Source organism: Erwinia sp. 198 (genome assembly GCF_003937915.1).
GTDB lineage: Bacteria > Pseudomonadota > Gammaproteobacteria > Enterobacterales > Enterobacteriaceae > Erwinia > Erwinia aeris.
Window position 1 is genome coordinate 1 of record NZ_RHUM01000020.1, and the last position, 24,071, is coordinate 24,071.

Consider the following 24,071-nt stretch of genomic DNA (forward strand, 5'->3'; position numbering starts at 1 on the left):
AACATGTCGAAGGCGCAGATCCTTCAGCAGGCTGGTACCTCCGTGCTGTCAAAAGCCAACCAGGTTCCACAGGGCGTTCTGTCCCTGCTGCAGTAATCTCGCACGACACGTTTCGTCGACCCGGCTACGGCCGGGTTTTTTCTGTCTTGCCCACATAAGATGGCGCGGAGAAAAAGTATGAATCGTCTTTTAATTACTATTGATCAACTTAACCGGTTAACCGATACAGAAACGACCCTGATGGATGTGGTCGAGCATTTTCACGTGCGGGGGTGGCAGATTGACCTGGTCACGCGGCTGGTGGAAGGCACCTATTTACGGCGGCTGAAGGTGCTGCAGCAAAGCGGTAACGTGCAGTGCTTTATGGAAGATGAGCATCCGCTGGCGGCCCACTATGATTTGATCTGGATTTGCCAGGGCTACATGAGTCTGAAAATGATCTCGGCTCTGCAGAAAGGCGAAATATCTGGCGTTTGCGTTTTTCAACACTACTACGCCTATGCGGACCAGGACCTGCCCTACGGCGCGGCGCTGGAAAACAAACTGGCGGCCTACAGCCTGACCGTTTCCGCCATTTCCTACGCGAAACTCGCGCTGAAAGGCATCGACCAACGCAGACTTCATATATTTCCTCTTTCCGTCAGCGACAGCTTTGCTCAGGTACAGCCGCAGGCTATGCCGCCGCTGTCGCGTATTTTGCTGATCTCTGAAGAACAAAATGACGCCGTTGGCGAGCTACGGACGCTGCTGGCCGCGAAAGGCATTAGCCTCGATCATATTAACGCTCAGCGTCGCGAGGTTGAGCTGACGCCCGAATTCCTTTCCACCTATCAACTGGTGATGGCACAGACTCGCCCGGTGGTCCAGGCGCTGGCCGCCGGTATTCCTGCTTATCTTACCAATACGGTTTCCGGCGCGGGCTATGTAAACGGCGAAACGCTGGAAGCGGGGCTGGATGCGCATTTTCTTGCCGATTACGGCAGTGCGCCGCATCAAAGCCCTGAAGAGTGGGTACAGGATATCGTTGAGCCTTATGCTGACGCCTGGCAGTGGACGCAGGACTTCCGCGAAGAGGCTTTCCGGCAGTGGTCGCTCAGCGCGCAGATCGAGGCCGTGCTGGCCCGCTTGCCGAAAGCGGCCAGGCTGCAGATTACCGAAGCCGAAGCCGCCAGCCTGACGCTGCACCGCAAGGTGATTGCCGACGACGCCGAAAAATCCCGCGTGCTGGAAAGCTGGCTGAAAACGCGCCAGCCTTCCGAAGCCCGCATCAGCGTGCTGCTCTCCTTTATTAACCAGATGCCGGAAACCGGCAATATTGGCCTGGCGATCCTCGATCCGCACGGCGACAGCGCCGCCGTTGAGAAAACGCTTGCCTCGCTGGAGACTCAGTATCTACAGCCGACACTGGTGGAAAAAGTGCGTGACAGCCAGCAGCTGGCCGGGCTGTTCAGCCAGACGCAGGCCGACTCGTTGCTGCTGGTCACCGCCGGCAGCGAGCTGATGCCGTGGGCGCTGCTTGTCTTTGCCGAGCACCGTTTGCGTCAGCCTGATGCCGCGCTCTGGTACTGCGACAGCGTTACGGGCGAAAATCTGCTGGCGGCTGAAAGCCTGTTTAAACCCGATCTGAATATCGATCTTCTGCGCAGTCAGCCCTATATTGGCGAGCAGATGTTGATTAACGTGGCGGCCGCGCGTGAGGCGGGCGGTTTCGACGCTGGTTTTACGCGCCTGGGCGGCATCGATCTGGCGTGGAAATTTATCGAAACCCGCGGTGCGCAATCCATCGGGCATATCGCCGATGCCCTGATGCTGGTGCCGGAAACGGCGGAAAGCTGGCTGCAGCTGCCGGAAGTCGTGGCGGAAAGCGCGGCCGTGACCGCTGCGCATCTGGCGCGCTGCAATCTGCCGGCCGTGGTCGAGCCGGGCCTGCTGCCGGGTCTGCATCGCGTACGTTTTACTCATCAGCAGCAGCCGCTGGTGTCTGTGGTCATCCCGACGCGCGATCGCCTGCCGTTGCTGCGCCGCTGTATCGAAAGCCTGATGGAAAAAACGCAGTGGCCGCACTATGAACTGCTGATCGTGGACAACAATTCTCAGGACGAGGCGACCTGTGACTATCTGGCACAGCTTGAGGCGCTGAACATTGCGCAATTGCGCGTGCTGCGCTGGCCGCAGGCGTTCAGCTTCTCCGCCATCAATAATTTTGCTGCCGGGCAGGCGCGCGGCGATCTGCTGCTGTTTTTAAATAACGATACCGAAATCGTTGAGGGTGAATGGCTGTCGGCGATGGTCGAACACGCCACGCGTCCTGAAGTCGGCATCGTGGGCGCGCGTCTGGAATATCACGACGGGCGCATCCAACATGCGGGCATCGTCGCGGGCGTAGGTCTCGGCATCTCGCCGGTTTACGACGGCGTCAGCGTGGATAACACAGGCTATATGCAGCGCCTGCAATCGATCCTGAACGTGACCGCCGTCAGCGCGGCCTGCATGATGGTGCCGAAAGAGGTCTTTGTCGAGCTGGGCGGCTTTAGCGTCGATGACTTCCCGAACTATCTGGGCGACGTAGATTTTGCGCTGAAGGCGCGCGCCAGCGGCTATCTCACCGTATGGACGCCTTATGCGCGCGTGCTGCATATGGGCGGCGCAACCCGCGTGCTGGGCGAGGAAGTCGGCATTGCGTCCCATGCCGGGCCGGAGGTCTTCGATACGCTGCGTGAAAAATGGCGCGGCCAGCTCAGCGTGGATATCAGCTATAACCGCCAGCTCACCAAGGTTGGCGGCAACTTCCAGCTGGGCATGCGACAGTCGCGCTACCAGCAGCCGCTGCCGGGCCGACCGCTGCCGGTAATGATGGCCTGTCATAAAAACCTGACCGGCTGCGGCAACTATCGCGTGATCAAGCCGTTTAAGGCGCTGGAAGGCAATCTGATCCTGGAAGGCGGCCTGACGCACGGCCTGCCTGCGGTAATGGAGGTGGCAGAAATTCAGCCTGATACGCTGCTGCTGGAGCTGGTGACCGACGTCTCCATCCCCGAGCGCGTAAAGCAATATCGCCAGGTCAGCAACACCAAAATCATCATGGAATATGACGACTACATTCCGAATCTGCCGCTGAAAAGCGTATTCCGCAAAAAGCTGCCGAAGGATATTGTGCGCCAGCTGCGCCGTTCGGTAGAGCAGGCGGACTGGCTGGTAGTCTCCACCGCGCCGCTGGCCGAAGCCTACTCGTCGTTCCATCACGATATTCGCGTGGCGCAGAACCGCCTGGACGATCAGTGGGCCGCGCTTAACAGCCTGCGTCGTCAGGGGAAAAAGCCGCGCGTTGGCTGGGCGGGCGGCAGCAGCCATACCGGTGACCTGGAAATCCTTTTGCCCTTTATGAAAGAGCTGGAAAACGAGGTCGAGTGGGTGTTCATGGGCATGAAGCCGCAGAACGTGAAGTGTGAATTCCACTACGGCGTGCCGTTTGAGTTTTATCCCGAGAAGCTGGCGACGCTAAACCTGGATTTGGCGCTGGTGCCGCTGGAGATGAACTTGTTTAACGAGTGTAAAAGTAACCTGCGTCTGCTGGAGCTTGGCGCCTGCGGCGTGCCGGTGATCTGTACCGATATTGAGCCTTACCGCTGCGATCTGCCGGTCACCCGCGTGACCAACCGCTACAAAGACTGGATGAATGCCATTCGCGAACATCTGGCCGATATGGACGCGCTGGCGGCCAGGGGCGACGCGCTGCGCGCCGGCGTATTCCGCGACTGGATGCTGCGCGACGAGGGCCTGACCGACTGGCAAAACGCCTGGCTGCCGCGCGGCTAGTTTCAGGTGATTCTTATGACTGACCGGGCGTGCCTGGTCAGTCCGCTTTAATGAAAAAAAGTACGGCTCGCAAGGGGGCAAGATGATTGACGGAAAAAAAATTGGCGTGGGCATCGTGACCTATAATCGCAAAGCCGGACTGATAAAACTTTATCAGTCGCTGCCTCGCGATATCATCGATGCGTTAATCGTGGTTAACGACGGCGCTTATTATCCCGAGCTGGGCGAGCTGGATTGCCATCTTCACCATAACGAAGTGAATGAGGGCGTTGGGCGCAGCAAAAATATTGCGCTGCGCTATCTTCAGTCTCAGGAAGTCGATCATTTCTTTCTGATCGAAGATGATATTTTCGTTAAGGATCCGTCCGTTTTTACCCGTTATATCGAATTATCTGCCCGCACCGGCATTCAACATTTTAATTTTAGCCAGCATGGCGATAAAAATGTGCATCCGGACGGTACGCCGCGTCCTTGCTATATTATGGATTACGGCGATTTCGTTATGCCGCTGTATCCGGCCTGCGTGGGTGCATTCTGCTATTACTCCAAAACCTGCCTGGAAAAAGTTGGGCTGATGGATGAAATTTACTATAACGCCGTGGAGCATCTTGACCACACCTATGCCGTTATCAAAGCCGGGCTGCATCCGTCCTATCACTATTTCCCGGATTTGGATAATTCAGGCCACTATCTGGGCGATGAAGGCTGGAGCCCGCAACAGTCAACGATTTCCGGCAAGCTTTCTTCCCGGGCCGTAAGCCTGGTCGCCGCGACTTACTTCCAGGAAAAGCATGGCTGCATGCCGCCGAAGATCCCCCTGGTCTCAATCGATGTTTTGAAAAAAGAGCTGGCTACGCTGAAAAAGCGTTATGGCATTAGCGCCAGACTGGTTAGCTAACCGTTTTCTGCGTTGTTCACTTCTGTTTCTCTGGCACGCTTCGCTTTTTTGGCAGAGCGTGTCTTTTTATCTCGCCTGGTTTTTTTTCCCTGAGACTTTCTGTCTGGCCCGTATCTCAAAACCGCTTATTTTGTTATCACGCTCAGATTTTGCCCATGCGGCACTGGAGAAAAAATACGCCAGGCCGATAACTCTTTTTTATAACAGCTAATTTTAATCCTCTTGCGGAGTGTGACATGCGCTTCAATTACGACCTGCTGCCTGGCGAACTGTTGCCGTTCGATGAAATTGCCGAACGTTACGGCCAGAAATACCCTGAGGATAAATCGCTAACCCCTCATGGATTACTCAGTCCTTCTACCTCCAGCAAGAACTGGATTATCCGGGCGATTTTCGCCAGCAGGGATATCCACGGCGCGCTGGAGGATGTGCTTTTTATCTCTAACGACAACGAACGTAAAAACTATTTGCAGCGCTTTGAACACTATCTGCAACGACAGGAAAGCTTTCTCTATTTTCGTCGTCCGCCCGCGCCTGCGCCGTGGAACGTCTGGAAGGTGATGGGGGAGAGTAAGGTGGTGGCAATGCTGGATCCAGCCTCGATCATGGCACAAAGCCTGATGGCGCAGCGCGGCTTTACGCTCAGCCTGCTGCGCACGGACGAGGAAGACGAGTACTGGCAGCTGTACGACAGCCAGACGCGGCCCTGTTTTGAATATGCGAGACAGCTCCAGTTCCTGGTGGTGCTCAGCTCGCCGCTGCTGCCGCCTACGGCAGGGGTGATGCCCGGCACGCAGGTAGGGCGCCGCGTCAAAGCGCGTCTCTGGCAGCGCATCAGTCAGCAGTCCTTCAGCACGGCGGTGCGTGAACGCTACGGCGCCTGCATGATCACCGGCACCAAAGTGCATGAAAATGCCAGCTACCCATGGGTGGAGGCCTGCCATATTGTGACGGAAGAGAACGAAAGCGGTTTTCTGAAAGACAACAGCGTGGATAACGGGCTTTTTCTGCGTAGCGACCTGCAACGGCTTTTCGCCAGCCATCTGCTGCTGATTGATGGCGAGACGGGCAGGATCTCTTTTCGACACAGCCTGCCAGCCGATGAAGAGTTAAGCACCGCTTATCAGGATCTTGCCGGTAAAACCTGCGCATTATGGGAGCTGGTGCCCACAGCGACACGGCAGAGACTGCTAAGGTTGCGTTAGCTTTGTGTAAAAAGCGGCGCCCGACGCCGCTTTTTTCCACAAAAATGAAATAACCCGCCTTTTTTACCGCTATTCCTTCAATCAATCCGCACTACAGAAACAGATAATCATGCCGATAACTTAACTAACGCAGGATAGTCATAGTGAACGATCTATATACCGTCGGTGGCGTGATGGATAAAAACTCGCTGTGGCAGCGCTATGTGCCGCTGGTGCGTCATGAGGCGCTGCGCTTACAGGTCAGGTTGCCAGCCAGTGTTGAACTGGACGACCTCCTGCAGGCGGGTGGCATTGGGCTGCTGAATGCCGTCGAACGTTACGATGCGCTGCAGGGCACAGCATTTACTACCTATGCCGTACAGCGCATACGTGGCGCGATGCTGGACGAATTGCGCAGCCGTGACTGGGCACCTCGCAGCGTACGTCGTAACGCACGCGAAGTCGCCAGCGCAATGCATCGCGTTGAACAAAGTCTTGGAAGGCCGGCCAGCGAGCAGGAAGTCGCGGCACAGCTGGACGTGTCATTAGAAGAGTACCGGCAGATCCTGCTGGATACCAATAATAGCCAGCTGTTCTCTTACGACGAATATCGTGAGGAACATGGCGACAGCGCGGAGCTGGTGACGGAAGGCCACGAAGAGGCTAACCCGCTGCACCAGTTAATGGAAGGGAATCTGCGCGAACGCGTCATTGAAGCGATCGAGGCACTGCCCGAACGCGAAAAAATGGTGCTGACGCTTTATTACCAGGAAGAGCTGAATCTGAAAGAGATTGGCGCAGTGCTGGAGGTCGGGGAATCCCGTGTCAGCCAGCTGCACAGTCAGGCGATAAAACGCCTGCGCGCCCGGTTAACGGGAGCGCGCTGACGGGGTCAGTTTTGCACTCTCAACACCAACCGGGGACTCCAAATGGGATCCAAAATTAAAATGAGGCCGCTGAGCCGCTATTTGAAAGATTTTAAGCACAGCCAGACTAACTGTTCACACTGTAGTAAAGTTCTTGACCGTATGGCGTTGGTTTTCCGCGGGCAGATCATCAATAAAGAGGCGATCGCCCGCATGGACCAGCCGATTGACGACATGGTCTGGTCAAAGCTCCAGCTTGAGCTGACCGCGCTGTGTCGTTTTTGCAGTGATATTTACTGCAATACCAATCCTACCTATTTTGACATCATGGCGTTCAAACAGTATCTGTTTGAGCAGACTGAGATGAGCCACAGCACCATCCGCGAATATGTTGTTCGCCTGCGTCGCCTTGACGGGATGCTGTCGGCCCGTAATTTTCCGGCGGAAAAACTGGCCGGCAACAGCTGGCACGAATGTCTGGAAAACGATCTTCCCGATGCGGGCAACAATAATTACCGCATTGCCCTGCGCAAATACGACCAGTTTTTAGGCTGGCAGCGCAATTAGATTGGGACGACAGCCTCTTTTACGTTACCTTTTAGCTATGTTTTGTAAAACCGTAATAACTTTTCCTGCGTTGTTAAGGGATTGGTTAAGTAAAGGCTTACAAAATAAACTTATAAAAAATATACCTCTGAAAAAGTTACAGCGGTTTGTAACGGTTTCTGACATGTCTGAATGTGGGCATGACGTGGACATCAGGGCAGCGCAATATCGCTGCCCTGAATTTACAGGATCGGATGTTCTGGGTTGTAACCCGCCAGCCAACGGCCCCAGCGCGATGGCATTTTCCAGCTCACTGAGCTACATGCGCATAAATCATCGTCAGCGCTATGCTTGCGAGCCCACACATTTGCTGTAAAACATGATATTTTTTCCGTTCGTCACGCTGTGACCAACAAAGGTATGCCGCAATATTTGGGGTGATTGGCATGGCGGCATGGCATCACAGCATCATTACTATCCCGCAGACAAAATCGGCGCTACACCGCACCCGCCCGCACGATTCAGCTCGAAAAAATTTCCCGGTTTGGATTTTCTTCAATCGGTATCAGCAGCCCGCGCCGCTGGCGGATCCCCCAGGCAAACAGCCAAAGCAAATTTCATTTTTCAGAAAAAGGATCGGGTAAAGATTGTTTAAAGACATAACACGTGGATAAAAAAGGGATTATTTTCATTTTTTGCAAACTATCCGGGATGAACTGGCATCAGGTTATAAGCTAATGCTGAAGTAAGTTATTAAAAATTAAAAAATTATTGTTCGGGTGTTCTGGCTAAATTAAATACCTTACGGATAGAAATAGCTATCCCTGTTAGTTATTCTTGACAGGGTTTATTGGACGAAAGGGAAAATGTATGGATGCAAAATCTATTGCCCGTGGGGTGGTTGACGGTATCTCGTCAGTACCTTCTGGGATGTATGACGGCGTAATCAGAACCTGGCAAGGGAGTGGTTTGGCTGGCGAGCGGTTAAAAGATCGAAACCAAAGGGAGACGGAAAGATTTTTTAGGGTGGTTAAATCGCTGGGAAACAAGGAGGAACCATTGCGCCGCCTGATCGCCATGACAGACTTTTATGAAAAGCTGGACGATAACGGGCAAGGCGCTGTGAATAAAAAACTAAATTATGGCGCTGGGCGGCTGGCAGGCAAAACGGCAACGCAATTTATAGTTGCCCATGCGGCCGCAAATCTTATATTGCGCAAATCAACGTCAACGTATATCTGGAAAAAATTTATCCGCTACGGTACGTCATTCTCATTAAACATGCTGATGACGCAAGGATTAATAGAGGAGGCGGCTAAAGCTTCGCGGTGCCTGCGACGCGATTACCCGCAAACGTACTATAAAATTTCTGATGAAAATCTTGATATGGTTTATTTTTTGGTCGAGCCTGCGCTTGAACCTTATCTGAAATATATCAACAGTAGCCCAATGATTTGTAAGGCGGTTCAGCATGAACTCTGCAAAATCCTCGCCAGGTAAATTGGGCAAAATTGCCAGCTGGGGCGCTTCTCATTGTCTTGAGGCCATGATTACCGGACTTTGCTCAATAGCTGCTTTTTTGTCGTTGTTTCTGCTGGAGGGCGGTGTAATGAAAACAGTTGGCTTTGTCGGCTTCTTTGTTTTGGGATACCTGCTTTCACTTGGACTCGGACTGCTGAGAGGAGAGCGTTAGCGCTTTGCTTTCACCTGGACCTGGACTATTGAGAGGAGAGCGTTAGCGCTTTGCGATCCCTGATAGCTTATAATATGCAAGCCCGCCTGGAAGCGGGTTTTTTTATATAGTCAATGTGTGGTATTGGCTTAAAACCATTTTTTTCAATATGTTATCCTTGCCTTCGCAATAGTAAGGATGACTTTTTGCTGCTGTGGAGGCTACGTTGTCCTTACATCTTTTACACTCATTTCCCCGTCTGGAACTGCTTGGCGCACCGACGCCGCTTGAGCATCTGCCTCGTCTTTCCGATTATCTGGGGCGCGATATTTTTATCAAACGCGACGACTTCACGCCCGTAGCCCTGGGCGGCAACAAACTGCGCAAGCTTGAGTTCCTGGCGGCGGATGCGCTGCGCCAGGGCGCGGACGTGCTGCTGACCGCCGGCGCTATCCAGTCTAACCATGTCCGTCAAACCGCCGCCGTGGCCGCAAAGCTGGGCCTGAAGTGCGTGGCGCTTCTGGAAAATCCGGGCATTACCCATCTTGAAAATTACGCCACTAACGGCAATCGCCTGCTGCTGGATCTGATGGATGTGGAAGTGGTGATGGTCGATGTGCTGCACGATCCCGCCGCACAGCTGGCTGAACAGTGCACACGGCTGGAAGCGCAGGGCTTTCGCCCTTATGTGGTGCCGGTTGGCGGCTCCAACGCGCTGGGCGCGCTGGGATACGTAGAATGTGCTCAGGAAATTGCTCATCAGAGCGAAGGCGTGGTAGATTTTGCCGCTGTCGTTGTCGCCTCCGGCAGCGCCGGAACCCATGCCGGCCTCGCCGTAGGGCTGGAGCAGCTGCTGCCGGACACCGAGCTGGTTGGCGTAACCGTTTCGCGCAGCGTTGCTGAACAGCAGCCTAAAGTGGTCGCTATTCAACAGGCGCTCGCCGCGCAGCTTGAGCTAACAGCGCAGGCGCCCGTGACGCTCTGGGACGACTATTTCGCGCCGGGCTACGGGATGCCGAGCGAAGAGGGCACGGAAGCGATCAAACTGCTGGCCAGGCTTGAAGGGATATTTCTGGACCCGGTCTATACTGGCAAGGTAATGGCCGGATTGATTGACGGCATCGCACAAAAGCGTTTTCGCCGCGAAGGCCCGCTACTGTTCGTGCATACGGGTGGTTCGCCGGCGCTGTTTGCCTATCATCCTCTGCGGTGATCCGCAGGCCTTCGGAAAGAAAGCTGACTACACACTACTAATCTGCATCTCAACATGGAGCGCTTATGAATTTTTCTCTGGTTCGTCGCCAACTGGTAACGGGAATGATGTCGCTGGCGCTGGTGGCTGGCGTTGCCACCAAGGCTACTGCTGCCCCGGAAAACCTGCTGAATAAAGTAAAAGAACGCGGCACGCTGCTGGTGGGCCTGGAAGGAACCTATCCGCCATTCAGCTTCCAAGACGAAAACGGCAAACTGGCCGGTTTTGAGGTCGATTTCGCCAACGCGCTGGCACAGCATCTGGGCGTCAAGGCCAGCCTGAAACCGACCAAGTGGGACGGCATGTTGGCCTCGCTGGACTCAAAGCGCATCGATGTGGTGATCAACCAGGTCACCATCTCCGACGAGCGCAAAAAGAAGTATGACTTCTCTACGCCTTACACCGTTTCCGGTATACAGGCGCTGACCAAAGCCGATAAGGCCGACAGCATCACTAAGCCTGCCGATCTCAGCGGCAAAAAAGTGGGGCTGGGACTGGGCACCAACTACGAGCAGTGGCTGCGTGAAAACGTGAAGAACGTCGATATCCGTACTTATGACGACGATCCAACTAAATATCAGGATCTGCGCGTTGGCCGAATTGATGCGATTCTGGTTGACCGTCTGGCCGCGCTGGATCTGGTGAAGAAAACCGGTAAAACGCTGGCGGTAGCCGGCCCGGCCTTCTCTCGTCAGGAAGCGGGCGTGGCGCTGCGCAAAGACAACCCGGAAATGCTGGCGGCGGTCGATAAAGCCATTGCGGACATGCAGAAAGACGGTTCGCTGGCTAAGATCTCCGACAAATGGTTTGGCGTGGACGTAACTAAATAATGCAGGAAAGTTTACAGCTGGTGCTGGATTCAGCACCATTTTTACTGAAAGGCGCGCTTTTCACCCTCCAGCTCAGCATCGGCGGCATGTTCTTCGGGCTGCTGCTGGGCTTCGTGCTGGCGATGATGCGTCTTTCCCACTTCTGGCCGATTACCTGGCTGTCGCGCTTCTACGTGTCGATATTTCGCGGCACGCCGCTGATCGCCCAGCTGTTTATGATCTACTACGGCCTGCCGCAGTTCGGCATTGAGCTGGATCCAATCCCTTCCGCCATGATTGGCCTGTCGCTGAATACGGCGGCCTACGCTTCCGAATCGCTGCGCGGCGCTATTGCCGCTATCGAGCGCGGCCAGTGGGAAGCGGCGGCCAGTATCGGTATGACGCGCTGGCAGACGCTGCGCCGGGTTATTCTGCCGCAGGCCGCCCGTACCGCGCTGCCGCCGTTGGGCAACAGCTTTATCAGCCTGGTGAAAGATACCTCGTTGGCCGCCACCATTCAGGTGCCGGAGCTGTTCCGCCAGGCGCAGCTGATCACTTCGCGCACGCTGGAAGTTTTCACCATGTATCTGGCGGCTTCGCTGATTTACTGGATGATGGCGACTTTACTCTCCCTGCTGCAAAGCAGGCTGGAAAATCACGTTAACCGCCAGGATCGGGAGGCAAAATGAGCGCCATTGAAGTGAGCGGGCTGGTGAAAAAATTCAACGGCCATACGGTGCTGCACGACATCGATCTGGAGGTTGCTTCGGGCGAGGTGGTGGCGATAATCGGCCCAAGCGGCTCGGGCAAAACCACGCTGCTGCGCAGCATCAATCTGCTCGAAACCCCGGACAGCGGCACCATTAAAGTAGGCAATATCCGTATTGATGCTGCCGCCGGCATGAACCGTCAGAAAGAGCAGGTACGCCGTCTGCGTCAGCAGGTAGGCTTTGTTTTCCAGAACTTTAATCTGTTTCCCCATCGTTCGGTGCTGGAAAACATCATTGAAGGGCCAACCATCGTGAAAGGCGAACCAAAAGCTGAAGCGGTGGCGCGTGCGCGTCAGCTGCTGGAGAAGGTTGGGCTGGCGGGCAGGGAAGAGAGCTATCCGCGTCGGCTTTCCGGCGGCCAGCAGCAGCGCGTGGCTATCGCCCGTGCGCTGGCGATGCGCCCGGAGGTGATCCTGTTCGATGAGCCGACCTCCGCGCTGGATCCCGAGCTGGTAGGTGAAGTGCTCAGTACCATCAGGGCGCTGGCGCAGGAGAAGCGCACTATGGTTATCGTTACGCATGAGATGAGCTTTGCGCGTGACGTTGCCGATCGCGCCATCTTTATGGATCAGGGACGCATTGTTGAGCAGGGCAGCGCAAAAGCGCTGTTCAGCCATCCCGAGCATCCGCGTACCCGTCAGTTTCTAGAAAAGTTTCTTTCGCAATAACCCTGTAAAATTGCCGGTTAAACCCGGCAATTTTCAGCGCGCCCTCTGAATAAGCTTTTTCTTAAATATCTTTCATGCCGCTTCGTTATAAAATAATCGTTCTTTCTGCGTAAACAGCTCTCCCGCCTGTGCTTTCCCTTACCCGCCCTCTTTTTTAAGAAGTTCCTTAAGACTCTGGTCTCTTAAAAGAGAGATAATTTATTAACCTGTGGTAAATTTCCAGGGTAAGGTAAATTCACTTTGCGAGAAGAGGAATGTTCTGAATATTCATGACGCCAGGTATTACTAAGTGTTCAGGGCCAGCAGTAACCACATTGTATATATTTGTCAGCGTAGGGTCAGGGCCAGGTAATATTAAATATCTCGGCTGCGGGGAGGTGTCGCTACCTCATTTTATCCCAGTTTATGACGGTCGGAGTAATATAATGAATACGACTCAAAAGCAGGATGTTGCCTGGATAAATAGTTTAAAAGGCCTCTGCATTTTACTCGTGGTTTTATATCATGTTGTCCTGCCCGGCTATGCCGAAATGATGGGTCATCTGGTAGCAGGCTTTCTCCCTGCTAAATTATGGCTGGCCTTTAATAATTATCTTTCGCCGCTGCGGATGCCCGCCTTTTTCTTTGTCTCCGGGCTGCTGGCGACCAACGGCATTATTAACCGTCCATGGAAGCAGGTTTTTACCAGTCGCGTTACCAACCTTTTTTATCTCTATTTCCTTTGGGGCGTGATCCAATGGCTGATGATCCGGGGCGTCTCCAATGAGGTGATGGGCGAACAGTTGTCCAAAAACACCAACGCGGCCTGGGCGGCCACGCCGCTGGAGTCGGTTAAATTGATGCTGCTGGCAATGAGCTCCTCCTGGTATCTTTATGCGCTTGGCCTGTTTTTTGTGTTCGCCAAACTGTTCCGTGAACAGCGGCTTGCGGTGATGACTATTGCGCTGCTGCTGAATTACGCAGCCGTCATGAAAATTATCCCCGGCTGGGGGCCGGAAAGCGTCGCGCAGTATCTGATCTTTTTCCTGCTGGGCACCTTTTACAGCAGCACTTTGCTGCGCTGGAGCGAATGGCGCCGTAGCAATCTGGTGCCCTGGGCCGCGCTGATAGCGCTGTCGCTTATCCACGCTAAGCTGGGTATTCCCCATAGCCTGTTCCTGTGTGCGCTCGCTGTGCTGATCTCCGTCGCCGCCTGCCGGACGCTGAATCGCTACTTTACGCTGGGCTGGCTAAACTGGCTAGGCAGAAACACGCTGCAAATTTACGTGCTGCACCGCATCTTTATCGAATTCTTTGGCATGTCGGCCATTTTATTCGCGGAACACCATCAGCTGTTCGCTAACAAAGCGTTTTCCATGCTGTGGGCAACAGCTTTCCCGGTCGTAATGGTGGCGCTGTGTGCGGGCTGTTCGGTAGGCGTGTGGACGCTGCTTAATCGGGGCATTGGCAAAAATCTGTTTATCTATCCACGGCTGCTGCGCGTCAAAGTTGATGCCTGACAGAAAACACCAGGCGTAAAAAGGCCGCTTGTGAGCGGCCTTTCGAGGTTGCGGTAAGAAACACCGGGATGCATCCGCTATTTAGGTTTTTCAGCAGTCTGAGGCCGCTTATTAGCGGCCTTTCCCTTATGACTTTAAACACATCAGGCGGCTACTTTTGCCGGTCAGCCGCGCGGCTAAACGAAAAAAGGGCGAATTGCTTCGCCCTTGTACGGAATCCGCTGCCTTAAGCCTGTCGGACTGGCCGACGGGCGCGTTAGCCGATGGTCATCAGGCTGGCGTTGCCGCCTGCCGCTGCGGTGTTTACGCTCAGCGAGCGCTCAATCAGCAGGCGTTCCAGCAGCAGATTGGTTTCGCCGCGGGCAAAGCCCTGGACGGAAACAATCGCGCCTTCACGAGCGGCCACCGTTTCGCAAACTGTTCTGAGCTGATCGGCATCGCCGTGGTAAATCACCGCCTCAAACTCGTTGTGCTGCGCCAGCGGATCGACCGCAAAGTCGATACGGCTCTGCACGGCTGCGGGCAGTTTCTTCGCCAGCGCGCGATGCTGTTCATCATCCTGCCACAGCGCGCGGCTGCCCACGGCGGTGACCGCCGCCAGCTGCACCAGCGCATCCTGCTCGTTATCGGCCAGGCAGACCACGCGCTCGCGCGGCAGCAGGGTAAAGGTGTTGCGTTCGCCCGTCGGGCCGGGCAGCAGGCGAACGGTTCCGCTCTGACCCAGCTCGGCAAACTGTTTGCAGACCGCAGCCAGCTCCGGCTTGTCCTTCGCCCACTCCGTCAGCGCCTGATGAGTGGTCAGCAGCACCGGACGCAGCGCCGCATCAACCGGACGCTCGACGTCCTGGCGATCCAGCGTAACCTTCAGCGCACCTTCCGGGCGATGCGAGAGCAGGCGATAGAGATAGAGCGGGCCGCCCGCTTTCGGACCGGTGCCGGAGAGGCCTTCGCCACCGAACGGCTGGACGCCCACGACGGCCCCTACCATATTGCGGTTGACGTACAGGTTGCCGACTTTGGCGCGGCTGGTGACCTGATTGATGGTTTCATCAATACGGGTATGCACGCCCAGCGTCAGGCCGTAGCCGGAAGCGTTGATCTGCTCAATGATTTTCGGCAGGGTGCTACGGTTATAGCGCACCACGTGCAGCACCGGCCCAAAAATTTCCTTATCCAGATCGGCGACGTTTTCCAGCTCAATCAGCGTCGGCGGAATAAAGGTGCCGGTCTGCCACTCTTTGCTGTCGTGCTTGTCGTTAAACGCCGCCTGATACACTTTCATGCCTTTGCTGCGCATCGCCTGAATATGGCGTTCGATATTTTCTTTCGCTTCGCTGTCAATCACCGGCCCGATATCGGTAGACAGGCGCTCCGGGTTGCCCATACGGCATTCGGCCATCGCGCCGCGCAGCATTTGCAGCGTGTGGTCGGCAACATCATCCTGAATACAGAGCAGACGCAGGGCAGAGCAGCGTTGCCCCGCGCTGTCAAAGGCGGAAGCCACAATATCGACCACTACCTGTTCCGTCAGCGCGGAAGAGTCCACGATCATGGTGTTCATACCGCCGGTTTCCGCTATCAGCGGCGTCGGCCTGCCTTGCGGATCCAGACGACCGGCCAGGTTACGTTGCAGCAGCGTTGCTACGGCGGTCGAACCGGTAAACATTACCCCGCGAACGCGGTCGTCGCCGGTCAGCTGAGCGCCGACGGTTTCGCCCAGGCCCGGCAGCAGCTGTAGGGCACCAACCGGTACACCCGCTTCATGCAGAATAGCGACGGCGGCAGCGGCCACCAGCGGCGTTTGCTCGGCAGGCTTGGCCAGCACGCTGTTGCCCGCCGCCAGCGCGGCGGCAATTTGACCGGTAAAGATCGCCAGCGGGAAGTTCCACGGGCTGATGCAAACCACCGGGCCAAGCGGGCGGTGCGTTTCGTTATCAAAATCGTCGCGAACCTGGCCTGCATAGTAGTGCAGGAAGTCGACCGCTTCGCGTACCTCGGCGATAGCGTTGTTAAAAGTTTTTCCGGCCTCACGCACCAGGAGCCCCAACAGACGCTGTAGCTGAGCTTCCATTAGCTCGGCGGCGCGGGTCAGGATTTCCGCACGGGCGGCAGGCGGCGTGGCGAACCAAATCGGGCCGGCATTGACGGCAGCGTCCAGCGCGGTCGAAACATCTTTTTCGGTAGCGTGGCGCGCATAGCCCACGATATCGGCAGGCTCCGCCGGATTGAGCACCGGCAGTAGTTCACCGGCTTCCGTTTCGCCATCGATAACCGGCGCGGCGTGCCACGGCTGGATTGCGCTGTTCAGCAGGGCGCTGGAGAGCGAAGCCAGACGGTGTTCGTTAGCCAGATCCAGACCGGCGGAGTTCTGACGGGTTGCGCCATAAAGATCGCGCGGCAGCGGGATCTTCGGATGCGGCAGGCCAATTGCCCCTTCGGTGCGGGCCAGTTTTTCCACTTCATCGACCGGATCGGCGACCAAATCTTCAATCTGAAGCGTGTTATCAGCAATACGGTTCACAAACGACGTGTTGGCGCCGTTTTCCAGCAGGCGGCGCACCAGGTAGGCCAGCAGCGTTTCGTGCGTGCCGACCGGCGCATAGATACGGCACGGACGGTTAAGCTTGCCATCGGCCACTTTGCCGACAACCTGCTCGTACAGCGGTTCGCCCATGCCGTGCAGGCACTGGAACTCGTACTGACCGGGGTAGTAGTTATTGCCCGCCATCTGATAGATAACCGCCAGCGTATGCGCATTGTGCGTCGCGAACTGCGGATAGATCAGGTTCGGCACGGCCAGCAGTTTACGGGCGCAGGCCAGATAAGAGATATCGGTATAAACCTTACGGGTGAACACCGGATAGCCTTCCAGTCCGTCCATTTGGGCGCGCTTGATCTCGCTATCCCAGTAGGCGCCTTTTACCAGGCGGATCATCAGGCGACGACGGCTGCGCTGGGCCATATCGATCAGCGCATCGATCACAAACGGGCAGCGCTTCTGATAGGCCTGGATAACAAAGCCAATGCCGTTCCAGCCTTCCAGCTCCGGCTCAAAGCAGAGTTTTTCCAGCAGATCCAGCGACAGCTCCAGGCGATCCGCTTCTTCCGCGTCGATGTTGATGCCAATGTCGTAAGAGCGCGCCAGCAGCGTCAGCGATTTTAAAATGGGGTAAAGTTCGTTCATTACGCGCTCGTACTGCGCGCGACTATAGCGCGGATGCAGCGCGGAAAGCTTGATGGAAATACCCGGCCCTTCATAGATGCCGCGACCGTTGGAGGCTTTACCGATAGCGTGGATCGCCTGCTGATAGGACACCAAATAGGCCTCGGCGTCTTTCGCCGTCAGCGCGGCCTCACCCAGCATATCGTAAGAGTAGCGGAAGCCTTTTTCTTCCAGCTTACGGGCGTTCGCCAGCGCTTCTGCAATGGTTTCGCCAGTGACAAACTGCTCGCCCATCAGGCGCATCGCCATATCCACACCTTTGCGGATTAGCGGCTCGCCGCTTTTACCGATGATACGGTTCAGCGAACGCGACAGGTTGGCCTCGTTATGCGTAGCGACCAGGCGGCCGGTAAACAGCAGGCCCCAGGTGGCGGCGTTAACAAACATCGAAGGGCTGCGGCCCAAATGCGACTGCCAGTTGCCGTTGCTGATTTTATCGCGGATCAGCGCGTCGCGGGTTGGCTTGTCGGGAATACGCAGCAGCGCTTCAGCCAGGCACATCAGCGCAACGCCTTCCTGCGAAGAAAGTGAAAACTCCTGAAGCAGCGATTGCACCATGCCGGCGCGGCCGCCTGCCCCTTTTTGGTGCCTGAGCGCCGAAGCCAGCTGGTGGGCAAGACGCTGGGTTTGCTGCGCCAGCGGCTGCGGTAGGCGCGCCTGTTCAAGGAGCATCGGCACCGCTTCCGTCTCCGGGCGACGCCACGCGGCGGTAATGGCGGAGCGGGTCACCGATTGCGGCAGAATATGTTCGGCAAACTCCAGAAAAGGCTGATGTAGCTCTTCGACCGGCGCGTCTTCGCTCTCCTGAGCCGTAACCTGCAAGGGGAATTCCGGCAGGGCGTCGCCTCTTTCCAGCTGTTCCAGATAGTTAAAAATCGCCTGTTTGATCAGCCAGTGAGGTGTGCGATCGATTTGGCCCGCAGCCTGACGAATGCGGTCACGCGTGGCCTCGTCCAGCTTTACGCCCATAGTGGTTGTGCCCATGCCTTAAAACTCCTTGCAAATAGTCAAAACAGATCTGGCAAGCAATATCACTTAAGTTGCAACTTTGTGCAACCTTGTTAAATGTGAGGCTGCTTGCAGAGTGCAAAAACGCTTTTTTAAAAAGCGGCATGGATATTGCTGCAAAAATCCGGCCAGCTTTACAAACTGCAGTAAAACTGGGTTCTGAAAAGGTTTTTTGAAAGGTGTAACCGGTGACACTGTGATCCAGTGCAACCTGTGGGATCTTGCTCCCCGATGCAAGGTGAAATTAATGTAACGATTGTGTTAAACCATTGGCGAGTATTGTGCCCGTCAGTGCTTTGCGGCAGGATACCCCGCCTTGGGTGGTTAAAAGTGGCGCCGCAACGTTCCGGCGGCGGGGCAGGGTTGCGCATTAACAATAATAAGTGGAGAACCTGAATGACAGTAAGCACACCTATGATGGTGACCTTTTGCGTTTACATTCTTGGCATGGTGTTTATCGGCTTTTTGGCCTGGCGCTCAACCAAAAATTTTGATGACTATATCCTGGGAGGACGCAGTCTGGGCAGCGTGGTCACCGCGCTTTCCGCCGGCGCGTCTGATATGAGCGGCTGGCTGCTGATGGGCCTGCCGGGCGCCATTTTCATCTCCGGCCTCTCCGAGAGCTGGATTGCTATCGGCCTGACGTTGGGCGCTTATCTTAACTGGAAAATCGTCGCCGGACGCCTGCGCGTGCAGACCGAACACCATGATAATGCGCTGACGCTGCCCGATTTTTTCACCAGCCGTTTTGAAGACAAAAGCAAAATTCTGCGCGTCATCTCTGCGGTCGTAATTCTGGTTTTCTTCACTATCTATTGCGCTTCCGGCATCGTGGCCGGTGCACGGCTGTTTGAAAGCACCTTCGGCATGAGCTACGAAACGGCGCTGTGGGCTGGCGCCGCCGCCACTATTATCTATACCTTTGTCGGCGGTTTCCTGGCCGTAAGCTGGACCGATACCGTGCAGGCCGCGCTGATGTTTTTTGCGCTGATCCTGACGCCGGTGATGGTTATTATCGCGGTCGGCGGCCTGAGCGATTCCCTGGCGGTTATCCAGGCGAAGAGCATTGAAAATATGGATATGTTGAAAAACCTGAACTTTGTCGCGGTGATCTCGCTGCTCGGCTGGGGACTGGGCTACTTTGGCCAGCCGCATATCCTGGCGCGTTTTATGGCGGCGGATTCGCACCACTCTATCCGCAACGCACGCCGTATCGGCATGACGTGGATGATCCTGTGTTTGGGCGGTGCGGTGGCGGTCGGCTTCTTTGGTATCGCCTGGTTCCAGAACCATCCCGAGCAGGCGACAGGCGTCACCGACAACAGCGAGCGTATTTTTATCGAGCTGGCTCGTATTCTGTTCAATCCGTGGATCGCCGGTATCCTGCTTTCTGCTATCCTGGCGGCGGTAATGTCGACGCTGAGCTGCCAGCTGCTGGTTTGCTCCAGCGCGCTGACGGAAGATCTCTATAAAAACTTCCTGCGTAAGGGTGCCAGCCAGCGTGAGCTGGTATGGGTAGGGCGTCTGATGGTGCTGCTGGTAGCGGTCGTGGCTATCGCGCTGGCCTACGATCCGAACAACCGCGTACTGGGGCTGGTAAGCTACGCCTGGGCCGGCTTTGGTGCGGCGTTCGGGCCTGTAGTGATCTTCTCGCTGCTATGGAAGCGCATGACCCGTAACGGCGCGCTGGCCGGGATTATCGTAGGCGCGGCTACCGTGCTGATCTGGAAACAGTACGCCTGGCTGGATCTGTATGAAATTATTCCGGGCTTCCTGTTTGCCAGCATCGCCATCGTGCTGTTCAGCCTGGTGGGCAGCAAGCCTTCCACTGCGGCCGTAAAACGATTTGAGGCAGCCGAAGCCGAGTTCCATTCGCGTTAATCACGCTGATAACTACGACAGGCTCGCTTCGGCGGGCCTTTTTTTTAAGAACGGAAAACTGGTCAGGGAGGACGGCATAAAGCCATCATGGCTTGTCATCCTCTTGCGATAAGGTTATGATCTGCTCATAAATCAAGGATGAGTTAAATGGATTATGGATTAGCGACCCTGCTGAGCCTGCACGGCACCCGCTATATTTATGCCTGCGGCTACTGGTATGAAATTATGGATCATTTTTTCACCGCGGTAGATAAAATCGTGGCTGAAGCAACCAGATAAAAAGGGATGATGATGAAAGCACTGATCGGCGTAATGCCAGAAAATGAGTTTCGCCAGCGGGTCATGGCGATTGTCAGCAATGAGTACCTTCCTGAAGAAAACGAACCCAAAATCTGGTTCTCCTCGCTAAACGCGGTCGCGCAGATTTTAAGCCCTGAAAATCTGGCGCTGCTGGATATGATGGATCGGGAGAAACCGGAAAGCATCTCTCAGCTGGCCCGGCTGGCCGGGCGGGCGGTGAGCAATCTTTCCGCCACGCTGTCGACGCTGGAAAAACACGGCTTCGTGAAAAAAGTAAAAGGGAAAAACTGTATGAAACCGGTGGCGCTTTACACCGAGTTCGTTATCCACACCGCACATTTCCCGGCCAAAAAAGCCAGCGACGCTGCCTGAGTTGGCCCCGGTACAACGGCGCGCATATTTGGTTATCTTAAATTTTCTGCTGTTCGATTCGTGGCAATTACTGTCCCCACGGCAAACAAACCGCAACAGGAATAAAAACGGGACGTGAGTTGCTACCAGTGGCGATAAGGCGGATCTGAGCGCACCGCCTGGGCCCTGGGACGATACGCTGGCTGAGCCGTTGCAATAAACGTGTTACGCATCAATGGGAGGCGAACGTCCTGACATGCGGCACGCATCAGTTTCGGGGCCGGACGAACGTCCAGACAGGCGATCGGACAATTGGTTTTAGTTGGTGATTGAGCCCCAAACTGTCTGTCGTCATCGGCCAATAACGTGATTACAAATAATCTTCTCGATGACTTCATAAATTGACTTCGAAAACCAAGGTTAATAAAATGACTTCATAGAGTGAAGCTATGGCAGGGATAAAGCTATGGTTGCATTAAGGAAGAAGCATAAACTCATACTGACTAAAATTTTTGCGCTGCCTGTTCCTGCCAACATTAAGTGGGCAGAAATCGAGTCGCTTATCCGGGCTTTAGGTGGTGAAGTTACCGAAGGTAGCGGATCCCGGTGCCGATTCAAACTCAATGGCAGTATCGCAAGATTCCACCGCCCACATCCTGCCCCTGATACCGACAAAGGCGCAGTTAACAGCGTTAAAGAATGGTTAGAAAGTATAGGGATTGAACCATGAGCAAAGCAAAACCCAACAAATATGAGATAGCCGGGCAGCCGGTTGTTATCAGCTTCGTACCTGAACTGAACGCGTTTCGCGGCAAATTCCTGGGGCTCAGTGGTTATTGTGATTTTGTTGCTGACAGCGTAGAAGGGCTGCGGAGAGAAGGCGAAATTTCCTTAAAGGAATATCTGAAAGATTGTCGGGAAGAGGGGATAGATCCTTATGCCCGACAGGAAAAAACGAAGACATTTACTTTACGCTATAACGAGACGCTTGCTGAAAAATTAAGTCATGTGGCAGCTGAAAACGATATGTCAGTAAATACTTTCATCATTGAAACGCTGGAAGAGCGAATCAGACACGCATAATAAAAGCCCCGTCCAGGCGGGGCTTTCTGCCAAAACCAGCTCCTTTCCTTTCGGATAGTCTTCGGGTACAGAAATAAACAGGTAGGGAAGTTTCCGACGCCCTTTGATAGCGCATTTTCCTTTAATCCCTTGCCACGCCCGATGAAAATAACCGTCCAGCCTCTTGTATTTCTTCCGGCGATAATGATAATCGGTATCGTTTAGATTTACACTTCTTTACCCGCGTGAAAACGCCTTATATGTCTGAAGGTGCCTATGTTTGTGCCGTTCCTGATTATGTTACGCGAAGGACTGGAAGCCGCGCTGATCGTCAGCCTGATTGCCAGCTATTTGCAGCGCACGCAGCGCAGCGAGTGGTTCGGCGCAATGTGGCTTGGCGTCTTCATCGCCGCCGCGCTCTGCCTGGTGCTGGGCTATGCGATTAATGAAACCACCGGCGAGTTCCCGCAAAGAGAGCAGGAGCTGTTCGAGGGCATTGTGGCGCTGGTGGCCGTCTGCATTCTGACCTGGATGGTGTTCTGGATGCGCAAAGTCGCGCGCAATATCAAAGCGCAGCTGGAAGGTGCGGTGGATAACGCGCTGCAGCGCGGCAAAGGCGGCGGCTGGGCGCTGATTTTTATGGTCTTCCTGGCTGTCGCGCGGGAAGGGCTGGAGTCCGTCTTCTTCCTGTTGGCGGCTTTTCAGCAGGACGTGGGCATCGCGCCGCCGGTTGGCGCCATCCTGGGCCTCGCTACCGCTATCGTGCTGGGTATGCTGATCTACTGGGGCGGCGTGCGGCTGAATATGGCGCTCTTCTTCCGCTGGACCAGCCTGTTTATTCTGCTGGTTGCGGCGGGCCTGGCGGCTGGCGCCATCCGCGCTTTCCACGAGGCCGGACTTTGGAATGCTTTCCAGAGCCAGGCGTTCGATTTCAGCGAGGTGCTCTCCACCAGCACGCTGATGGGTACGCTGCTGGAAGGCCTCTTCGGCTATCAGGAAGCGCCCAGCGTCAGCGAAGTCGTGGTCTGGTTCTGCTATCTCATTCCTGCGCTGATCCTGTTTTTTCTGCCCGGACGCCCGCCTACAGCGGCGACCTCGCGCTGATCGGCTTTTAACGCTTTTCCGCTTTCTTATTTAAGGGATTTATCATGAGTCGTGGTTTTTCAATGTTACCGCTGGCGGCGGCGTTACTGGCCAGCTTTCCTGCCGCGCAGGCTGCTGATGTGCCGCAGGTAAAAATTATCGTTAATGACAAGCAGTGCGATCCGATGAGCGTCACCGTTAAAGCCGGTAAAACGCAGTTTGTGATCCAGAACCACAGTCAGAAGGGGCTGGAGTGGGAGATCCTGAAAGGGGTGATGGTCGTGGAGGAGCGCGAAAATATCGCGCCGGGCTTCACGCAAAAGCTGACGGCCAGTCTGCAGCCGGGCGAGTATGAGATGACCTGCGGCCTGTTGAGCAATCCCAAAGGTAAGCTGATTGTGCAGGGCGCAGAGGATGCAGCAGGCGCGCAGCCGACGTTGATGCAGCTGACCGGCCCCGTTACCGACTACAAAGCTTACGTGATGCAGGAAATCGCCGCGCTGGTTACCAGCACGCAAGCTTTTACCGGGGCGGTAAAAGCGGGCGATATTGATAAGGCGAAAGCCCTCTATGCGCCGACGCGCGCTCACTACGAGCGTATCGAACCGATAGCGGAACTGTTCTCCGATCTGGACGGCAGCATTGACGCTCGCGAAGATGATTATGAGCAGAAAGCCGCCGATCCTAAGTTCACCGGCTTCCATCGTCTGGAAAAAGCACTGTGGGGCGACGGCTCGACCAAAGGGATGGAAACCTATGCCGACAGACTCTATGCAGACGTGCAGGCGCTGCAAAAGCGGGTCAGCGAACTGGCCTTTCCACCGGGCAAAGTGGTCGGCGGCGCGGCCGGTCTGATTGAGGAGATTGCTTCCAGCAAAATCTCCGGCGAAGAAGACCGCTACAGCCGCACCGATTTGTGGGATTTTCAGGCCAATATTGATGGCGCGCAGAAGATCGTGAACCTGCTGCGCCCGATGTTGCAACAGGCCGATCCGGCGCTGCTGGCAAAAATCGACGGCAACTTCAAAAAGGTAGACGCCATCCTGAAAAAATACCGCAGCGGCGACGGCTTTGCCTCTTATGACAAGCTTACCGATGCCGATCGCACCGCCATGAAAGGCCCGATCACGGCGCTGGCGGAAGATCTCGCTCTGCTGCGCGGAACGCTGGGGCTGGATTAAGT

The 24,071-nt window shown here is 55.3% G+C and carries 21 protein-coding genes; 20 read left to right on the forward strand and 1 reads right to left on the reverse strand.

Translation table 11 applies throughout. From position 1 onward, the window contains the following. The 13 genes from EGK14_RS20415 to EGK14_RS20475 form a co-directional block, all read left to right on the forward strand. The coding region (locus EGK14_RS20415) for a flagellin (protein WP_148101260.1) at positions 1-96 on the forward strand (96 nt) is incomplete at its 5' end. Between the two features lie 81 nt (positions 97-177). Continuing rightward, positions 178-3,816, forward strand: a complete 3,639-nt coding sequence (locus EGK14_RS20420) for a glycosyltransferase (protein ID WP_158616072.1) — start codon at positions 178-180, stop codon at positions 3,814-3,816. An 82-nt stretch (positions 3,817-3,898) separates the two neighbouring features. Then, the gene (locus EGK14_RS20425) at positions 3,899-4,714 is read left to right on the forward strand and encodes a glycosyltransferase family 2 protein (RefSeq protein ID WP_125290920.1); all 816 of its coding nucleotides are present in this window, start codon (positions 3,899-3,901) and stop codon (positions 4,712-4,714) included. Between the two features lie 236 nt (positions 4,715-4,950). Further along, entirely contained in the window at positions 4,951-5,919 is a 969-nt protein-coding gene (locus EGK14_RS20430; RefSeq protein ID WP_125290921.1) for an HNH endonuclease signature motif containing protein, read from the forward strand. Between the two features lie 143 nt (positions 5,920-6,062). Then, positions 6,063-6,785, forward strand: a complete 723-nt coding sequence (locus tag EGK14_RS20435; protein ID WP_125290922.1) for an RNA polymerase sigma factor FliA — start codon at positions 6,063-6,065, stop codon at positions 6,783-6,785. Positions 6,786-6,827: 42 nt separating this feature from the next. After that, entirely contained in the window at positions 6,828-7,331 is a 504-nt protein-coding gene (fliZ, locus tag EGK14_RS20440) for a flagella biosynthesis regulatory protein FliZ (RefSeq protein WP_125290923.1), read from the forward strand. Between the two features lie 849 nt (positions 7,332-8,180). After that, the gene (locus EGK14_RS20445; RefSeq protein ID WP_125290924.1) at positions 8,181-8,810 is read left to right on the forward strand and encodes a hypothetical protein; all 630 of its coding nucleotides are present in this window, start codon (positions 8,181-8,183) and stop codon (positions 8,808-8,810) included. After that, positions 8,782-9,003 carry a hypothetical protein gene (locus tag EGK14_RS20450; protein ID WP_125290925.1) on the forward strand — a complete coding sequence of 74 codons (222 nt, stop codon included), beginning with the start codon at positions 8,782-8,784 and terminating at the stop codon, positions 9,001-9,003. The genes EGK14_RS20445 and EGK14_RS20450 overlap by 29 nt, the downstream gene beginning before the upstream one ends. Before the next feature lie 205 nt (positions 9,004-9,208). Then, complete coding sequence (locus EGK14_RS20455) at positions 9,209-10,195, forward strand: D-cysteine desulfhydrase (RefSeq protein ID WP_125290926.1); 987 nt, start codon at positions 9,209-9,211, stop codon at positions 10,193-10,195. 65 nt (positions 10,196-10,260) lie between these two features. Next, positions 10,261-11,064 (forward strand): cystine ABC transporter substrate-binding protein, encoded by an 804-nt coding sequence (gene tcyJ / locus EGK14_RS20460; RefSeq protein WP_125290927.1) that lies wholly within the window; start codon positions 10,261-10,263, stop codon positions 11,062-11,064. After that, complete coding sequence (gene tcyL / locus EGK14_RS20465) at positions 11,064-11,732, forward strand: cystine ABC transporter permease (RefSeq protein ID WP_125290928.1); 669 nt, start codon at positions 11,064-11,066, stop codon at positions 11,730-11,732. The genes tcyJ and tcyL overlap by 1 nt, the downstream gene beginning before the upstream one ends. Then, positions 11,729-12,481 carry an L-cystine ABC transporter ATP-binding protein TcyN gene (gene tcyN, locus EGK14_RS20470; RefSeq protein WP_125290929.1) on the forward strand — a complete coding sequence of 251 codons (753 nt, stop codon included), beginning with the start codon at positions 11,729-11,731 and terminating at the stop codon, positions 12,479-12,481. Before tcyL ends, tcyN begins: the two co-directional genes overlap by 4 nt. A 425-nt stretch (positions 12,482-12,906) precedes the next feature. Further along, on the forward strand, positions 12,907-13,980 hold the full coding sequence (locus EGK14_RS20475; protein ID WP_125290930.1) for an acyltransferase family protein: 1,074 nt from the start codon (positions 12,907-12,909) through the stop codon (positions 13,978-13,980). A 256-nt stretch (positions 13,981-14,236) separates the two neighbouring features. Here EGK14_RS20475 and putA read toward each other — a convergent pair whose 3' ends face one another. After that, the gene (gene putA, locus EGK14_RS20480) at positions 14,237-18,187 is read right to left on the reverse strand and encodes a trifunctional transcriptional regulator/proline dehydrogenase/L-glutamate gamma-semialdehyde dehydrogenase (RefSeq protein ID WP_125290931.1); all 3,951 of its coding nucleotides are present in this window, start codon (positions 18,185-18,187) and stop codon (positions 14,237-14,239) included. Positions 18,188-18,607: 420 nt separating this feature from the next. On the opposite strand from putA, the gene putP reads away from it, so the two are divergent. From putP to efeO, 7 genes are all read left to right on the forward strand, one after another. Continuing rightward, the gene (gene putP, locus EGK14_RS20485; protein WP_125290932.1) at positions 18,608-20,092 is read left to right on the forward strand and encodes a sodium/proline symporter PutP; all 1,485 of its coding nucleotides are present in this window, start codon (positions 18,608-18,610) and stop codon (positions 20,090-20,092) included. Positions 20,093-20,239: 147 nt separating this feature from the next. Next, positions 20,240-20,371, forward strand: a complete 132-nt coding sequence (locus EGK14_RS21760) for a hypothetical protein (RefSeq protein ID WP_255416553.1) — start codon at positions 20,240-20,242, stop codon at positions 20,369-20,371. A gap of 6 nt (positions 20,372-20,377) precedes the next feature. Beyond that, positions 20,378-20,764 carry a helix-turn-helix domain-containing protein gene (locus tag EGK14_RS20490; protein ID WP_233598559.1) on the forward strand — a complete coding sequence of 129 codons (387 nt, stop codon included), beginning with the start codon at positions 20,378-20,380 and terminating at the stop codon, positions 20,762-20,764. Between the two features lie 445 nt (positions 20,765-21,209). Next, a complete protein-coding gene (locus EGK14_RS20495; RefSeq protein WP_125290934.1) occupies positions 21,210-21,473 on the forward strand; it encodes a type II toxin-antitoxin system HicA family toxin in 264 nt (87 codons plus the stop codon). Further along, on the forward strand, positions 21,470-21,826 hold the full coding sequence (locus EGK14_RS20500) for a type II toxin-antitoxin system HicB family antitoxin (protein ID WP_125290935.1): 357 nt from the start codon (positions 21,470-21,472) through the stop codon (positions 21,824-21,826). Before EGK14_RS20495 ends, EGK14_RS20500 begins: the two co-directional genes overlap by 4 nt. A 255-nt stretch (positions 21,827-22,081) precedes the next feature. After that, positions 22,082-22,909: an iron uptake transporter permease EfeU gene (gene efeU, locus EGK14_RS20505; RefSeq protein ID WP_125290936.1), complete on the forward strand. Its 828-nt coding sequence runs from the start codon at positions 22,082-22,084 to the stop codon at positions 22,907-22,909. Between the two features lie 44 nt (positions 22,910-22,953). Beyond that, entirely contained in the window at positions 22,954-24,069 is a 1,116-nt protein-coding gene (efeO, locus tag EGK14_RS20510; RefSeq protein ID WP_125290937.1) for an iron uptake system protein EfeO, read from the forward strand. Positions 24,070-24,071 lie beyond the last annotated feature (2 nt).

Coding starts and splice junctions, on each gene's coding strand:
- EGK14_RS20420 (WP_158616072.1), top strand. CDS start 178: ATGAATCGTCTTTTAATTACTATTGATCAACTTAACCGGTTAACCGAT.
- EGK14_RS20425 (WP_125290920.1), top strand. CDS start 3,899: ATGATTGACGGAAAAAAAATTGGCGTGGGCATCGTGACCTATAATCGC.
- EGK14_RS20430 (WP_125290921.1), top strand. CDS start 4,951: ATGCGCTTCAATTACGACCTGCTGCCTGGCGAACTGTTGCCGTTCGAT.
- fliZ (WP_125290923.1), top strand. CDS start 6,828: ATGGGATCCAAAATTAAAATGAGGCCGCTGAGCCGCTATTTGAAAGAT.
- EGK14_RS20445 (WP_125290924.1), top strand. CDS start 8,181: ATGGATGCAAAATCTATTGCCCGTGGGGTGGTTGACGGTATCTCGTCA.
- EGK14_RS20450 (WP_125290925.1), top strand. CDS start 8,782: ATGAACTCTGCAAAATCCTCGCCAGGTAAATTGGGCAAAATTGCCAGC.
- tcyJ (WP_125290927.1), top strand. CDS start 10,261: ATGAATTTTTCTCTGGTTCGTCGCCAACTGGTAACGGGAATGATGTCG.
- tcyL (WP_125290928.1), top strand. CDS start 11,064: ATGCAGGAAAGTTTACAGCTGGTGCTGGATTCAGCACCATTTTTACTG.
- tcyN (WP_125290929.1), top strand. CDS start 11,729: ATGAGCGCCATTGAAGTGAGCGGGCTGGTGAAAAAATTCAACGGCCAT.
- EGK14_RS20475 (WP_125290930.1), top strand. CDS start 12,907: ATGAATACGACTCAAAAGCAGGATGTTGCCTGGATAAATAGTTTAAAA.
- putA (WP_125290931.1), bottom strand. CDS start 18,187: ATGGGCACAACCACTATGGGCGTAAAGCTGGACGAGGCCACGCGTGAC.
- putP (WP_125290932.1), top strand. CDS start 18,608: ATGACAGTAAGCACACCTATGATGGTGACCTTTTGCGTTTACATTCTT.
- EGK14_RS21760 (WP_255416553.1), top strand. CDS start 20,240: ATGGATTATGGATTAGCGACCCTGCTGAGCCTGCACGGCACCCGCTAT.
- EGK14_RS20490 (WP_233598559.1), top strand. CDS start 20,378: ATGATGATGAAAGCACTGATCGGCGTAATGCCAGAAAATGAGTTTCGC.
- EGK14_RS20495 (WP_125290934.1), top strand. CDS start 21,210: ATGGTTGCATTAAGGAAGAAGCATAAACTCATACTGACTAAAATTTTT.
- EGK14_RS20500 (WP_125290935.1), top strand. CDS start 21,470: ATGAGCAAAGCAAAACCCAACAAATATGAGATAGCCGGGCAGCCGGTT.
- efeU (WP_125290936.1), top strand. CDS start 22,082: ATGTTTGTGCCGTTCCTGATTATGTTACGCGAAGGACTGGAAGCCGCG.
- efeO (WP_125290937.1), top strand. CDS start 22,954: ATGAGTCGTGGTTTTTCAATGTTACCGCTGGCGGCGGCGTTACTGGCC.